9 protein-coding genes are annotated in these 15,898 nt (G+C 35.5%); 1 reads left to right on the forward strand and 8 read right to left on the reverse strand.

Annotation, left to right across the window (positions count from 1 at the left end; all coding sequences use genetic code 11):
• Positions 1–2 precede the first annotated feature (2 nt).
• Positions 3–4,325, reverse strand: a complete 4,323-nt coding sequence (gene cas9, locus MKS83_RS03990; protein ID WP_240582062.1) for a type II CRISPR RNA-guided endonuclease Cas9 — start codon at positions 4,323–4,325, stop codon at positions 3–5.
• A 552-nt stretch (positions 4,326–4,877) separates the two neighbouring features.
• On the opposite strand from cas9, the gene MKS83_RS03995 reads away from it, so the two are divergent.
• The gene (locus MKS83_RS03995) at positions 4,878–5,054 is read left to right on the forward strand and encodes a bacteriocin-like protein (protein ID WP_240582063.1); all 177 of its coding nucleotides are present in this window, start codon (positions 4,878–4,880) and stop codon (positions 5,052–5,054) included.
• 85 nt (positions 5,055–5,139) lie between these two features.
• Here MKS83_RS03995 and MKS83_RS04000 read toward each other — a convergent pair whose 3' ends face one another.
• The 7 genes from MKS83_RS04000 to MKS83_RS04030 form a co-directional block, all read right to left on the reverse strand.
• Complete coding sequence (locus tag MKS83_RS04000) at positions 5,140–5,781, reverse strand: DUF6266 family protein (RefSeq protein WP_240582064.1); 642 nt, start codon at positions 5,779–5,781, stop codon at positions 5,140–5,142.
• A 685-nt stretch (positions 5,782–6,466) separates the two neighbouring features.
• On the reverse strand, positions 6,467–6,730 hold the full coding sequence (locus MKS83_RS04005; protein ID WP_240582065.1) for a helix-turn-helix domain-containing protein: 264 nt from the start codon (positions 6,728–6,730) through the stop codon (positions 6,467–6,469).
• Positions 6,731–7,237: 507 nt separating this feature from the next.
• Positions 7,238–7,783 carry a hypothetical protein gene (locus MKS83_RS04010; RefSeq protein ID WP_240582066.1) on the reverse strand — a complete coding sequence of 182 codons (546 nt, stop codon included), beginning with the start codon at positions 7,781–7,783 and terminating at the stop codon, positions 7,238–7,240.
• A 10-nt stretch (positions 7,784–7,793) separates the two neighbouring features.
• Positions 7,794–11,396: a DUF6443 domain-containing protein gene (locus tag MKS83_RS04015; RefSeq protein ID WP_240582067.1), complete on the reverse strand. Its 3,603-nt coding sequence runs from the start codon at positions 11,394–11,396 to the stop codon at positions 7,794–7,796.
• Between the two features lie 36 nt (positions 11,397–11,432).
• Positions 11,433–14,261: a hypothetical protein gene (locus MKS83_RS04020; protein WP_240582068.1), complete on the reverse strand. Its 2,829-nt coding sequence runs from the start codon at positions 14,259–14,261 to the stop codon at positions 11,433–11,435.
• 8 nt (positions 14,262–14,269) lie between these two features.
• Positions 14,270–15,415 (reverse strand): T9SS type A sorting domain-containing protein, encoded by a 1,146-nt coding sequence (locus tag MKS83_RS04025; protein WP_240582069.1) that lies wholly within the window; start codon positions 15,413–15,415, stop codon positions 14,270–14,272.
• Entirely contained in the window at positions 15,381–15,872 is a 492-nt protein-coding gene (locus MKS83_RS04030; protein WP_240582070.1) for a hypothetical protein, read from the reverse strand. The genes MKS83_RS04025 and MKS83_RS04030 overlap by 35 nt, the downstream gene beginning before the upstream one ends.
• Between the last annotated feature and the right edge of the window lie 26 nt (positions 15,873–15,898).

Raw genomic sequence — 15,898 nt, forward strand, 5'->3', positions numbered from 1 at the left:
TTTTATGCTTTTGAAATGTTACCTAAACGGTCTGAATTAATTTTAAAACAAAACTCTTTAATAGATTTTTCTCCAATTTTTTCGTAGCAATCTTGTGAACCAAATTCTACTTTTTTTGCAATCGTATCAGCAATGGTGTGTTTTAAAAAATAAATTTGCTTTTTACTGAATTTCTGTACTACATAAATATTTTTGCTTCTCTCTGATATGTTTTTCCAATAGTCAGTAAATAAAGGGCTCATTTCATCAAAAATTACTTCTTCTGTATCTTGAGGCAGATATACAAAATCGCCTTGTTTTAAAGTAAAGAGTAAACGTGCTTGATTTTTTTCTTCAAAATATCTTTTAAATACCTCCTCTTTACTGAAATTTTTCTTGTCATCCGAAGCATTGAATTCAGATTTTAAAAGATTGGCAGCATTAAAAAAAGTAATCAGATCATAATGACGTTCTGTTTTATTTTCTTTTAGCTTTTTATTGAAAACTTCTTTTTCCATTACTGCAAACAGATAATTATCTCCTGTTTTGACATATAAAGAATTATTAAAAGACTTTTGTCTGTCTAATTTTTGTAAAGAAATATCATCTTCATCATCAGATTTCTTTTTGGATTTTGCTGGATCTTTATAGTAAATTTTAATTGTTGAAATAGGTGGATGAGATTTTAGGTTTCCTTGTTCATCTTTTCGCTCCACTAGTTTCTTATTTAAATCTAAAATTCCTTCTGCTGAAAAAGCCTCTTCTTTTTTTCCATAAGATTTTAGGTGTTCCTCTATTATTTTCTTTAAAAATGGATTTACAATCTTTTCTATTGTTTTCTCAGTTGCAAATGCTTTCCCTGCAAGTTTACTAATTGGGATTCTGTATACCTCTTTTCCATCAGAAAGTCCGTACAAAGTTCCTTCGTGTAATTGTCCTTTTAATTTAATTTGCTTAATTCCTTTAATATCATATTGCAACAAAAGTTTATCTTTTGGTTTATGGGAGACGATTATTTCCTTTATTTTTTGCTCGGCTTCTTCAGGGAAGCCATTCCAAGGCATTTCAATGGCTCTGAATTTTTCCAGTTGATTAAATATTTCTCTTCTCTTTTCTTGTCCTAAATTCAAAACTTCATCAAGCAACTCAGTTTGGCTACCAGTGAAACCGGGAAAGAATTTGTCTTTATTTTTATCTAACCATTCTTTCAGAACCTGATTAAGATCATTTAATCTTTTGATATGTGCAGGTTGTGTACAAGCAATTACGAGAGCATCCATTGCGTGATGCCTATGATCTATTCTTTTACTCCAACCCTTTATAATCAGTTTGTTGTTTTTCTTTCTAATAAATTCACTTTTGAATTTTTGAATATAAACTTCCTTATCCAGAATAGGTTCATTAAATTCTACTCCAGCCTTTTCGTATTCTTTAGCTTTATTTTCTGTTTCTCTCTTATATTTATCATATTCCAATTCCGCCAATTTTGGCAATACAGTTTCATATCGTTCTTTCAATAGAACTTTAAACTTATCAGTTAAGCCCCAATGATTTCTTAGATAATCCGTCACACCTCCCGTTGTCGTTTTAACATTTTCATTACCAACAATTCTGTTCAATTCTTCACGGATTCGGATAGAAATATACTGTGTATCTTTAATCTGTCTCTGGATTGGATCTTCAGGAATAGATGTTGCCAAAAGATTTTTTCTTTTCTTTCCTGAAAAATATCTGTTGGCGTGATCAATGAATTGTTCTTTAGTATAGATTTGATAATTTACAGAACCCGCTTCAAAATACTCCATAGAAGTTCTGTTTCCTTTTTCGTTATTTATAGATTTCTCACAAATAATTTTATTTGCTAAAGAATCATCAAAATATCTTGATTGAGGAATGATGTGATCAACATCATATCTTTCACGATTAAATAATTCCGAGAGAGGAATTGGTTGCCCTGTATAAGGCGATATATGGCCTTGAGATTCCCAAAGTTTTAATTTTTCTATTTCAGATTTTGAAGGGTCGTTATAATTTTTGAGATAAGCTTCCTGCAAGTTTTCCTGAGAATCCCATAATTTATATTTTTCAATATTTGCAATGGATATTTCTTGTTTAAGCTCAATGAGTTTATTTCTTATTTCTGCATTATGTTTCTGACTTTTTAAATTAGCCGAATACATTTTACCACGTTCGATTGCATTATTCTTAAGTTCCCTTGCTAATTCTACTCTTATTTCATCAGGCTTGAAGCCATATTTTTGCCAAATCTCTCTGACAATGATCAAAGCTTCATTTATGATTTGCTCCGCTAAAGGATTTCTTAATTCTCCTTGTTTTAATCTTGAAATCTGAGTGAATTCTTTTATCAATTCATCTTTAGAATATTCTTTAGCTGTATGTTTATCATAAACTAATATAGTTGCAATAGCATTTACAATTCCTCCATTCGACAAAACATCTTGGTTTTTGTCTAAAAACTCCTGAGCAGACTTTTCAAAAGGATCTTCCACATTTTCATTCAAGAGCTTGATAATTTTATCATTTAATGTATCTGAAAATTTTTTGTCAAAAAACTTCCCTACTCTTACTAAAGGTAAAATATTTTCAATTGCCTTTAAACTTAAATTCGAGTAGTTTCTACTGAATTTTATTTTGGAAATTTTAATTGCAACAACCTCTTTCTTTTCTAATTCAGGTGAATATTTTTCGATAAAAGCTAATATTTTAGAGGTTCTGTCACTTGTTAAATCATATTCATTACCTTTTCCATTATAAAGTATATCCCAAAGCTCAATCTGTCTTTTCGCATCATCTAAACCAAATACATTCCACAGTTCACCCAAGTTTTTTTGCAATATTGCTTTTGTATCATTTCCTTTCAACTTGTCTTTGGCATTCATACCGTTAAGAAAATCTATATTCTCTCTCAGGTTAAATTCTTTTTTTAGTTTAGCTAAAATAGGACCAAAAGAAAATTCTTTTTTACTCTGTAATTCTTCATACAACCATTCTTTTAAAGCAGTAGGAATTGGTTTATCAATGTATTTATATCTGATTTCGCCTTTTCGGTTTAGGCCATTTTCCGTTTTGGTATTAATGACCAACTTGTTTATTTGCTCCCAAATTTTATATTCCTGAAATATAGGATGGTTTTTTGCAACAACTTTTTCTGTAGGTTCAAAACGACAGTTAGAAATTAAATCCGATTGATCTTTTAATTCTCTTTGATAAAAAACAACCTGATTCTTAATTACATATTTCAATCCCTTTTCAAATCCTGTCTGTCTTAGTTTTTCCTGACTTTCTTTTTGTCCGGGAAAAATAAATTCTAATATTTTTTGTAGTTTATCCTTTTCTAAACTTTCAAGAAACGGATAATATTTAGCTTGCTCATTCCAAACTGCTTCAAATTCCGATTCATATCTAGAACGCAAAATCACATTATTGCGAATTTTTGCCCACTTGTTTTCTCTAAGAACATCAAATAACAGTTCTGAGATAAAATATTCCCTACCTATTTCTTTTGATTTATCCACTAATTGTTTTTCAATATTTTCCATTTTCTTCCTCCAACTTGTTTTATTTGGAAGCTTGATGGTAATTGTATCTCCGGATTTGGCACGTCGAATATTAACATGAAGTTCTAAAGAATCATTTTCTTTTAAACTATCTAAAAAAGTTTCAGCTTCAACAATTCCATCTTCAGTTTCAATTGTAATTTTTCTTTTATTTAGTTTTTTCTTATTTATAATAACCTCTTCTGGCAATCCTAATGAGAGAACTTTAGAAAAAACCACAAAACTCTCATTTCTTTTATCTTTTTCTTCACTTTCATCATCGTTATTATCTTCTTTTTCCGGTTCCGAATTTCCTCCAGAATACCCTCTAAGTTGATTATATTTATAAATAATTTTACCTAATTCTTGTAATTCAATCTTCTCAGTCAGGGCTTTTACACGTAATTCTATTAAATCAAAAGCCGTCAACTGTTGCTGATTTTTAGAAATTGGAAGTATTGAAATTTTATCTAATCTATTGGGGTCAGAAAATTTGTTTATCAACTTAATTTGATCAGGCAACATACTAAGCTGTTGTAAAATATAAATCAGCTTATTTCTTCTTTGCTTATATCTCTTATTAAGTTTTCTAGTTCCTCTGGCAATTCTCCTGTTCGCATTTTTAGTTTGAGCCTGTCCTTGTTCAAACTTACTCAATTCTGCTCCCATCGGAATAATCCGGCTTCCCATTCCAAGGATTTCGCCATGTTTGTTTTCAAAGTCTTGTTTGATTAATGCCCATCCAATTGAGTTTGTTCCCAAGTCCAATCCAAGTATATTTTTAGTCATAGCTATTTCAGTTTTTGATAAAGCATAAAAATAAAGAGAAAAAAAATAAATATTTTACGGAAAACCATAAAACAGTTAAAAAAATAATTTTTAGATTTGTAACCGAAAGCAATTCACAATAAGGATTATTCCGTTGTGAAAAAATTTAGCACCTCGCCTATCTGCGGGGTATTTTTATTTCTAAGTGTTTCGTGAATTCATTTAAAGCAATAAATAATCATCAACAAAACATTTAAGGCGGGGCAACTCGCCTTTTTTATTTGAATTGATAAGCAATATGAATTAGAATACAAAAAGAAATTATTTTAATTCAACCTTATAGCTTATTGACTGTTATCATAATTGAAAGTCTAAATATTTTTTAAACTTCAGATAGTATTCCATTCTTTTGGTTGGTGATTATCCGTAACCCCCTTTCCTACTCAGGCAGTTCTTTAATCGTTATCAATTCCTTTCTTTTAAAAGCAAAATAAAATTAATGAAATTATTTTTATGTTAAATCATTTAATAGGGAAATAATATTATCTTTAGGATCTAATTAAAATTAAATCCATGAAACATTTAAAGAAAATTTCAAGAGATCAATTAAAAAAAGTAAGGGGCGGAGATAATAGAGACGGCATTTGCAGACCAGGATACATGTATGTTTGCGATGCTGTAGGTATTTGTGGTCCCGAAGAAGACGCAGCCTGCAACTGCTATTGTTTTCCTATTATTCCCAATCCATAAAATACATCCCTCATTCGAGGGATTTTTTATTTATAAAATCAGAAAATATTCAAAAAATCTCCACCCTTTCGGGCAGAGATTACACTTAAATCAAAGTCAGGCTTCCGAGATAGGCACTGTTGCAGGCAACCGTCTCTTTCGCGTTATTAAAGAAGACCCAGAGCTGAATTTCTTTTCCTGCATAATAGGCCGGAAGCGTGAGATCTGCCGTCAATACACTTCTTTCTGCTACCGATTCGAAAATTTCGAAGCTTCCAAGCTCTTCGCAGTAGCATACTGCATTGGCCAGGTCTGTGGCATCTGCATTGCCCTGTGCCGAATTATCTTCCCAGTTCAGGCTGATTCCGTTTCCGGCTTGCGGCGCTGCAGTTACGTTCTGAAATCCTGCCAGGTCGCCTTTTGTGATCAGCACTTTGTTATATACCAGTTCGGCAACGTCTCCTACCATCTGTACCGCTTCATTGATGGTGTAGGAAACCGCCAGGTTTATTCTTGATTTTGAACCGCTTCCCGATCCGAAGTACTTCGTCTGGATATTCTTAACGGGCTGCAGAAAACTGATCACCAGCTTAAACTTCGTCTGCTGTACAAGCTGTTTGTCGCTTGGAGGTCTGCTGCTGGGTTTGGGAGTACTTCTGATGATGTCTTTTCCGCGCCAGTTGGCGCCTACTACTGTTCCTACTTTTCCTGAAAATCCACCCAGGATTCCTTTTGTTATTCTTGCCATTTTTTTGTGTTTTATGGGTTAACTGAGACGAAGGTATACCAAAAATTCTCATTTTCAATCGCTTATGAAAATAATGACCGGCTTTGGATAGTTTTGACCGATTTTGACCGGTATGGCCCCACACTTCTTCGGGTCTTCTTCGGATCACCTTCGGGTCGGCTTCGGAAAAACGGTACTTTTTCCGAAGAGCTTCCGAAGAAGACCCGAAGGATTACTATACAAAATTGAGGTGATTTTAATTTTATGGATGATTTTTGCAACTCTTAAGTTCATACTTTTAGTAATTCCAATAAAAAATTGGTCATTATATACAATTTTTATATTAGTTCTGCTCTCTTCATGATGATGACGCTGTCATTCCGAATATAAACTGAAGGGTTACGAACAAAGTTCAGAAGTGAAATGAAGAATCTGAGCGATCATGAGATTCTTTGAACTACATTCGCATCCCTTCAGGCTGTATCAGAATGACAATGGTGCAAAATTGTATAGAGTCGCAAAAAATTTCATAGTATCTTTTTGAACCATTAAGAAATTAAGAAAGAGTAAGAAATGGCAAATACATAAAGCCGGAAGATTTCTTAATTATCTTCATTGCTTTATGTCTCTTAATGGTTTTATACACAGCTCTAAAGCCTGAACCTTTTGGGGTTCAAATAAAAGAATTTCAGTTCAAAAAACATTCTTATTTTTTGAGTGTATTGATGAAAAACGATTTGGGATAAAAGATTTTCCGTCCGATTTTAACATAGGGAATGTGTTGGGATTTCCTGATCCGGAATAAGGTGCTGTCACTGATGTTCAAAAGCCTTTTCACATCGGCGCTGTCATAGAACAATGAATCATTGTTCTGATTCTCCTTTAAAATGTTTACCATTTCTTCAAAGACTGCCAAAATAGTGTTCAACATTTCATCATCATACATAGATGTACCTGATTTCTTTTTCATATTGTGTTTTTTTTAGATTAAAGGAATCAAGTTTTTGTGCTATATTTCAAACGTAAGGGAATTAAATTTATTGTTTGGTATTAAAAAAATTATATTTGATGAAAAAATGGCTAGACATCTTAGAGTTACAATCATTATACTTTCTATTTTAACTTTTTAAATTTTGAAAGAAATAAGTGAAGTATATTGAGGATTGGTATATCTTATTTCATATCCAAAGAAGTCATTTCCTAAGTTTGCAGGGTTATTGATCTGGATCATCCAGCCTCAAATTATCAAATTTAATTAATCCATTTAAAATAACATAAACAAAATATTTTTGTATCACAAATTCTGATACACAAGAAATGATCTTCAGTCATTTACGTATATTTTTTCTTCAAAATAAACAAGAGCGGGGATTTACCCCACTCTTGTTTCATAATTATCTTTTTAGTAAATATTGAAGATAAATGATTTAAATTTTATAAAATGGGCATCACTAACTCTGAAACACTACAATAATTATCACTTACTCTCAATATTTGTAGTAGATTTTACTTTTCTTTCAATAAAAATATTTCTAGCCAATAATGGTAAATAGGAAATAATCAAAATATTTGCTATTATATTTTTATAGAAGGAAAATATAGTCCCATCTTTAAAAAAATTAATTATTACAACCTTTTCTTTTATAAAAAAGCCACAAATTAAAAATAACAGCAAACTCAATGAATAAAAGAAAGCAGTAGTTTTTAGAGTAAATGTCTTATCTCTGTAAGCTTTATATTCAATTAAAAAATAAAACAAAATATATACAACTAAAAGACTATTAAGCCAAATATGAGAAACCACTATTCTATTAATGGTAAGTAAAAGGATAAATTGATAACTCGTAATAATATCAAAATTTAATTTTAGATTATTTTTTTTTAAAGTAAAATAAAATAATAAAATCATTAAAAAAAATGTGCTAACTATTAAATATAATGAGTCATTGTCATGTAAATTTCTATAAATAAGGATACATCCTATTAATAGAATTAAAAAATAGTAATATATATTATTTTTCATTTTATTATATTTAATAGTCAAATATATATCCTCCTACTTTTGGTAAGGAATTTTTAAAGTTTTGTTGAATTTTATGTCTGTTAAAACTTCCTCCATCAATATAAGATTTTCCTAAAGGATAATAAATTCGCTGATCTAAGTTCATTAAGTACCCGCTTATTTGTGTTTTGATTTGAAGATTACTAATATTTGTTATTTCTCCTAGTAAATTAAATGTGATTTTTGCTGAATATGATTTTTGCTGGTATAATGCATATGTAGCTTTATACTGAACCTCCGTTTGGTTAAATAATCCAACAGATTCTCCTGCTATTCCACTTGAAATTGGACTTTTTATGAAGCTTCCCAAAACAATACCAGTAGCAATATTGGTAGAATGTCCAAGAATAAAAGAATCTGGCTTGTAATCTACCCATTTTGTAGATTTTGTTCCAATATATTTTTGTTCATAAACAATATCCATACTATTTATAGAAAATTCAAACGGATTACTTTTTTCAGTAAATTTATTATTATCTATTGGATCTGCACCAAATTGAGAAAAATCAAACTTTGAGAAATCATAAGTAGGATTTAACATTTGCTGTAATACATCATAAGCCTCCTGTCCAGAATATGTAGTTGCGCCTGGTACAGAGCTTTCTCCATCCTGAGCATATCCACCACCACCTGACAACCCTTGTGCCAAAATCTGAGATCCCCCAAAACTAAGGTATTTAAAAGATTCTTCGAACCATGCAATCCCTGTTAATGTTGAATTAGGATCGAAATCCCAACGCATGACCCCTCCATCACTATAAATCATTGATTTTCTACCATCCGGGTCTATATAGCTGATAGGATTATTAAACGCATAATTATAAGGGGAATACCTTCTCATCTGTTCTGTTAATGGATCGATCACACCCCATCTTCCGATATCAGGCATATACATCCTTGCTCCGTAGTCATTCCAACCTGTCTCCTCCTGCAGTTCTTTACCATTGTATTGGTATTTGTAAGCAGGGTTTCCTTGTAGTCCGTTATATCCCTGATGCTTTAATCCAAACGGGTAATAATTGTTTTCTTCAAGAACTTCGGCACTGCCATTGGTGCCATTTCTAAAATAGCTGAGACGTATATTTCCTAAATGGTCGGCATAGTTGTAAATGTACCGATTATTTTTAAAATCGTAATAGCCTTCGGAGGTCGGAACAAAGTCTAGAGAAACAGCTCCTAAATAATCAATCGTGTACTGAAATCCGTCTAAATAATCTGTAGTCGTTGTACGTTCAGATTTAAATTTGCTGAAATAACCAGTATATTTCTTCCTGAGCTTTGTTCCATCTGCTCTATAGATGTAATTGGTTCTAACATATCTTACTTCATCTTCTCCTGTATTAACGTTTCTGACAGTATAGGTAGAATTGAATTTGATCTCTCCCGGAAGATCCAGGTAATTGTATAGGATGCTGACAATACCTTTATCCGCCTGACTGGTCATATTGCCATTATCATCATACGAAATTACAGTTCCCGAAGTATCCGGATAGCCGGCATAATTTCCTGATCCGTCAACCACCGTCTGAAGCTTATTCCCATCATAGGTATACACAAGGTCATCTATCTGCTCTTTTATCCCGGAAGCTCCTTTGGTGTTTCTTTGCAGTGAAGTGATATTTCCGTTCAGGTCGTAGCTCGCCATTTCGTTGTAAAAATCATTCTGGGGAACCGATGTCCCGGGTTCCGAGAATATTCCTTTTTTCAAGCGGTTTAAATGATCATACTGGTAATTGTATCTTCTCAGGATATTATCGGTAGCAGTTTTCCAGTCTACTTCGGTAATATTTCCGTTGTATTTTCCGGTAGCGCTTCCTGTGTTCTGAGGATTGAACGATTTCAATCCATAGCCAAAAAGCTTCAGTCCTAAATTGGCCGGATCATTTACTTTGGTAACAGCGCCACGAACGTTATAGGTATAGTCGATACTCTGTAACGGAGAAGAGATTCCTCCTGTTGCGGGAATGACAGAGGCTCCTGCTTTTTTGTTGATAAGCTGGGAAAGTTCATTGTAAGTGTTCTCTGCCAATAATTCCGCTGACAGCCCATTTACAGTATGCCACTGTTTTTTCAGGCGGTTCTGGGCATCATATTCAAAAGACTGGGTAATTATTTTTTCCGTATCTGCAGCTAATCTTTTATGATAGGTTTTCGTTTGCTGCATCATCCCGGCAAAATCCAGTTCCATTTCCGTTTTGGTATAGCCACCCAAATGATTGATGGAATAGGTAGCCACAGATCTGCCTTTGGTATCATAGTACACATAATTTTTCGTCCAGCTGTTATCTTCAATGTTTTTTACCAGACTTAGAGTCGGTAATCCTCTGGTGCTCACCGGGGCATTTTGAGTATCTGTCATAATTTCCTGCCCGAACACGGAAGCCGGAGCTGCAGGATTAAAGCTGTAGGAAGGATAGGTATCATAGTAGTTCACCGTGAGTACCGTCATATTTCCGGCAGGGAAAGCATTTTGTGTATAATATACTTCTAGCCCGTTCGCTATAAAGGAGGTAGTGCTTCTGGCCTCATTATTTTCAGCATTTACCGTCAGATTGCTCACATTATTCTGTAAGGTTGCTCTGGAATCTGTACTGGCAACAAAGCCTGTATAAGCAATTCTTCCCCACTTATCGTATTTGGTTACTAACCAGCCTTTGGCTCCAAATGTATTGTCAGCTGCCCGCAAATTAGCATCCTGGCTCATAATCAGTCTGTCCTGCTGATCATAGATCATATATTCCCAGCCTTTTCCCGGGAGTTTTTTTTCAACCAGGCGGTTCCAGCCGTCATAATGGTACTGATAACAGAGATTATCATAAGTCGTCTGATTCATGGGTGCATTGACTGCCAATGGAGGTATGACCATAGCCAATTGGTTGTACTCATTATATACATAATACGTATCGGTTTCCTCAGCAGTTCCCGCTCCTTTTTTAACAAGCAGTACCCGCCCCGCTTTGTTTTTATATTCTATGCTTGTATTTCCGTCCTCATCGGTTACCGAAGTTTTCACCAGGGTATTGGCAGGATAATATCCGGATTGGGATAATGCATCCTTTGTTCTTCCTTCTATCCAGCTTGTTGATACCGTATATTTCTTTACTTCATTCGCTTTATTGGCATTATATCCCATCGTTACGGGATGGTTTTGCCAGTCCTGTCCTACCGAAATGCTGCTTACCGGACGGCCAAGGGGGGACTTTTCCAATACGGTATGGGAAAAAGGGCGACTGTCTCCGTAGACCGACAGCGCAGTATTTTTTACGGCACTGGTATCCTGTACAGCACCTCCTGAAGTATTCACCGGTACAGGCATCCAGCTGTCAACACTTCTCCCGAAGCTGTCATAGGGGATATGCTGCACCACATCTTTTCCTGATGGGGTTGATTTGATGTTTATGGTCTGAAACGGTTTTCCGAAACTGTCAAAATACTGTACACTTTCAGCCGCTTTGGTGCAGTCTCCATTCAGACATGATTTACTGTATATATAGTTTTCGGTGGGAGTAAGATTATTTTGAGCGGAGACCGTTATCAAAAATAAGATCCCCAATATGCTTAATATTTTTTTCATTCTTTTATCATTTAAATAACTTAAAAGATCCAACCTTTAAGGTTTATAGTGGTATTGGTATTCTTTCAGGGTCTTCTCTACGATACTTCCGGCATTGTTCTTTTCCACAGCTTTCACCTTTTTCAGCCTTCCTGCGCTGTCATATTCGTAGATTTCTCTCTGACCATTTGGAGATGTCATCGTTGTAAGCCCCACCAACGGATCATAGGTATAGGTTGTGATCTGATAGCCTGCCATGGAAGAATCAGCACGAAGGCTTTCCAGTGCGGCAATAAGAGCACTTTCCGTTGAAGGGTTGGTATTATCACTGTCTGATGCGTTTACGGCAGCAAGAACGAGTGCATTGGTTTTGATATCATCATATTTTGCTCCCACTACTTTAGCAATCAATTGGGTCTTATTATACCCATATATAAAAGCCGTAGGAATTCCTACTTCCGAAGAGATTTGAACCGCATTTCCTTTATCGTCATAGGCATCCATTCTTCCTTTGAGTTTCATATTCCCGTCGAGGATATTTGCTGCCCATATTGAGGTCGGAAGCAGAGAAGAGTTCTCAAATTTAGTAACGGATTTTGAAAGGGTTTTTCCGTTCTTCTTTTCTTCCTGTATAACAGGAATCCCCGTCATAAAAGCATTTTCAAGATGGGTATATCCGGGTTGTCCTACGGCATATGTGATCAATTTTTCAGAGACATCTCCGTCGGCCGTACTTTTCACATAATAAGGCTTCATATTGGAAGGGCTGATCCAGGTTTCAGAACCTGATTCCAGCATTCCGTTATTCGAGAAGTATGCTTTGTTGGTTACTGTATTTTTCTTAATGTATGAAGGCTTTGAAGTAATTTTATAGCTTCCTGTGAAGCTATATTCCTCATCAGAATAAGTATCTAACTCATAGTCATACAGCTCAGTGGTCAATAGCACATTCTGTTCATCATAGACTTCTTTTTTAGATATAAGCCCCCCTTTTGTAATGCTGTAATATGGCCAGAAATATTCAGGTTCCAATGCAGTACCTCCATTCTGCTGTTTAGGGTAATCATCGGGCGTCTTGAAAGAATAGCGTACCGAACCTTTTCCGGTTTCAGATTCTTTTACATTTTTGTATAAAATATAATCTGATATGGGGTCATTATCAGAGTCCCGTTCATTATAATATGAATACCCGCTGGAACTGTTCGGTAAATCAAAGGAATCATATTCGTAATTAACCGTTCTGAAGGCAGAAGCATCATTAATGTTTTTATAGGTTTTGATATTTTTTATTCTTCGCCCCGGAGCATCAACAGCATTTCTAAATGGACCGGGATAAACTTTTATTTCCGATGCATTAAAACTTCCTGTTCCGGTAGCGCCTCCTGTAGAAGTAATTTCAAGGGTATATATTCCCGGATAATTGTTCAGTAAATATTCATTATAGAAATCACCGGTAGCAGTAATAGTAGGAATAATAACTTCAGTTCCTCTTTTTAAGGTAATTTTCAGATTATTGGGTTTTACAGGAAATCCGGGAAGAGGTTCCGGGAACAAATATTCTTCCAGATTAAGAATGAATCTGAAGTTTTTCATTTCAGAGGTATTTCCTGAAATCGTAATAGGATATGAAAGGCTCTGTGTTGTATCAATAGTTCCATCAGCTATCCCGGCCCAATACTGCATTTCCGGATAAGTAATATAATTAGTTCCCACCAACGATGCCAGGAAAGCAGGATCATTAAAATTACGGTAGATTTCACCTCCTCCATAATTGTATTCTGTGATTCCTCCCGTAGGCGAAATCATTTTGGTAAGAATTCCTTCTCCTGTAGAAGATTGATACAAAAAGCGGTTGTTCTCCAGTAAGGTTCCGTTCTTATCGTTTTTCACCACCGAATTAAGGACTCTCAGCTTCTTGTATGCTTCTGCTCCTTTTGAAACCATCGTATAATTAAAAACATAAGAAAATATCTCATTTCCCGCCGGATCTTTAAGGCTGATCTTCTGTAGGCTATAAGGATCACTTATGGCGTCCTCTCCATCGGTAGGCTCCAGCGTCTCATCATAGGTATAGCTGAATGCTACCTGCCCGTTTCTGCTGGTAATGGTTTTAAGTTTATTCTGAAGAGAAAGCAGATTGGTGGTACTTGTTCCTTTATACTTTTTTTTCTCATCATATTCCATGGTCACTATTTCTACTCCGATCGGGTTCAGGATTTTCGAAAGATAATAAGCCGTCTTGTACTCTTTTCCAGTCCAGAGGTCTCCACAATCATACTTTCCCAGATCGGTCTTATCAAAAATGTATTTATAACCATTGTCCGAAGTCACTGTAAAGCTGTCTGCCTTAAAGGTGGCGGTATTGCTGTTTCTCACATATTCTATCCTGGCATGATTCGGCGTAAGATTCAATAATTGAAAGGTGTTATTCACCGTATCTCGTTTGATCTTAAATTTTCCTGACAAACCGGGAATATTATAATAATACAGGTCATCAAATTCATTCTTTTTATAAGAGGTTGCTCCAGAATTATCATAACACTCATCCAGATAATTGATTACTTTTTTATAAATAACCCCCGCTCCGAAGAATGACCATCCATTTCCTACATCACTTGCTGTTTCCTGATTATCAACACCTCTTATATTATAGCTTAAGCTCATAGGCCAATTGATTCCACCGGAAACCGGGGCACTCATAAGCGACACCCCTATCTCAGGATATCCTGTAGACAACGACATGGGAACATCAGTATATTGGGACATGGCCGCCATAGAGGGTGATGCTACTGATGTAGTCACTACATCTCCTATTCCTATCTGTGCATATCCTTTTCCCGTGATAATCACTAGAAAAAAGAGTATTAAAAATTGTATTGATCTCATTCTTTTCATTATTTCTTAATCAGTTTCGCATTTGCAGTTTTATTCGTATCTGTTTTTATCGTAATAAGGTAAGCACCCTGAATCAAAGGCTGTGTATTGATCTTTGTGACCTTGTTCTTGGTTTTTAAACTCTGAAGCTGTCTTCCCGACATATCATACATCACAATATCCGCTTCCTTGAAATCAAAACCAATCTCTACATACGCATAATCCGATACGGGATTCGGATAGATCTTGATATCCTGCTTCTCGATCAATTGATCTACCTGCTGATCTCCCAGCTTTACGATCTTCCAGTTCTCCTTGCCTAGTTCTTCCGCGCTGGTTCCTGCCAGAATAATGGAACCATCTCTGTTCAGCTTAATGTCTGCCAGTCTTTCCTCTCTTTTTCTGGATTCTCCTTTTACGTGTTTTCGCCACTGTTCATTGCCGTTTTCATCTGCATACAGCATCCAAAAGGTTTCATCATCAGCTTCTATTCTGCCTTCTGCCTGGGTATAGCCTCCGAGTAAGATTCCTTTGGTTAAGTCTTTATTTTTTTCTCTTTCGTTGTGTCCTAAGATCACATGCATTCCCATTAAAACATCTCTGTTCTTAAAGTTGTAGGATTTCTGCCAGATTTCTTCGCCTTTTTCATTTAAGGAAATGAGCCAAAGGTCGGTACCTTCTTCTACGCCTACGGTTTTATTGCCTGATCTTTCGGAACGGCTTTCGCCTCCGATGATAAAGCCTGAAGTGGTCATGGCTAAAGTTCTTAAGTGATCGTCTCCTGTTCCTCCATAGTTCTTTTCCCATTCTACTTTGCCGTCTTTGTTGAGTTTAATGATCCAGTAGTCGCCTTCGCCGAAGTTATTTGTAGATTTTGGGTAGCGGGATACGGGATTCGGGGTGGTAGTTCCGGAGCTCGAACCACGAACCTCGGAACTTCGGGAATAGATTCCTAATAAAACTCCTCCCTCTCTGGTGGGAATCATTTTTTCTATTTCATCCAAACCTTTTCCGCCTAAAATGAGTTGGGAAAGCTCTTTGCCGTTCTTGTCTAATTTGGTAACAAGAACATCTTTGGAGCCATAACCTTGCGCAGAGTTTTGAACATTTCCTGCGACAACGAAGCCTAAGTCAGTGGTTTTGAATGACGGCTCTGGCTTCTTCATCGGAAATACTGCCTATGGTTTTCTGCCATACTTCATCGCCGAATTCATTGATCCTGATGAGCCAGATATCGGAGCCTCCTTTGGAATCGTCTTTTTTATCAAGGCCTTTGCCTGAGTAAGTGGTTCCTGCCAGAACAAAGCCTCCGTCCTGTGTAGAAAGGGACGCGGAAAGGTAATCATGGTTCTTACCTGCAAAGTATTTTTCCCAGACTTCTTCGCCCTGTTGATTGAGTTTCACTAAATGGAAATCGTAGCCGTTGTTCTGCTTGTTTTCTGTCGAAAGTTTCTGTGATTGAATAGAGCTTCCGGTAATTAAATATTGAAGGTCTACGGTTGGAGTCACCTGGCTTAGAAAATCCTGAGTGGTGGATTTGATGTCTTTCTGCCATAGGACCTCCTGAGCGGATAGGCTCAGAACTGTGCATAGAAAGTATGCACCGATATAGAGTTTTTTCATCTCGTGTTTATTTTTGTTAATAGTTC

This window comes from Chryseobacterium sp. Y16C, from assembly GCF_022488405.1.
GTDB classification, from domain to species: domain Bacteria; phylum Bacteroidota; class Bacteroidia; order Flavobacteriales; family Weeksellaceae; genus Chryseobacterium; species Chryseobacterium geocarposphaerae.

Bases quoted from the DNA above. Each gene is read 5' to 3' on its own strand.
- cas9 (WP_240582062.1), bottom strand. From the start codon at position 4,325: ATGACTAAAAATATACTTGGATTGGACTTGGGAACAAACTCAATTGGA.
- MKS83_RS03995 (WP_240582063.1), top strand. From the start codon at position 4,878: ATGAAACATTTAAAGAAAATTTCAAGAGATCAATTAAAAAAAGTAAGG.
- MKS83_RS04000 (WP_240582064.1), bottom strand. From the start codon at position 5,781: ATGGCAAGAATAACAAAAGGAATCCTGGGTGGATTTTCAGGAAAAGTA.
- MKS83_RS04005 (WP_240582065.1), bottom strand. From the start codon at position 6,730: ATGAAAAAGAAATCAGGTACATCTATGTATGATGATGAAATGTTGAAC.
- MKS83_RS04010 (WP_240582066.1), bottom strand. From the start codon at position 7,783: ATGAAAAATAATATATATTACTATTTTTTAATTCTATTAATAGGATGT.
- MKS83_RS04015 (WP_240582067.1), bottom strand. From the start codon at position 11,396: ATGAAAAAAATATTAAGCATATTGGGGATCTTATTTTTGATAACGGTC.
- MKS83_RS04020 (WP_240582068.1), bottom strand. From the start codon at position 14,261: ATGAGATCAATACAATTTTTAATACTCTTTTTTCTAGTGATTATCACG.
- MKS83_RS04025 (WP_240582069.1), bottom strand. From the start codon at position 15,415: ATGAAGAAGCCAGAGCCGTCATTCAAAACCACTGACTTAGGCTTCGTT.
- MKS83_RS04030 (WP_240582070.1), bottom strand. From the start codon at position 15,872: ATGAAAAAACTCTATATCGGTGCATACTTTCTATGCACAGTTCTGAGC.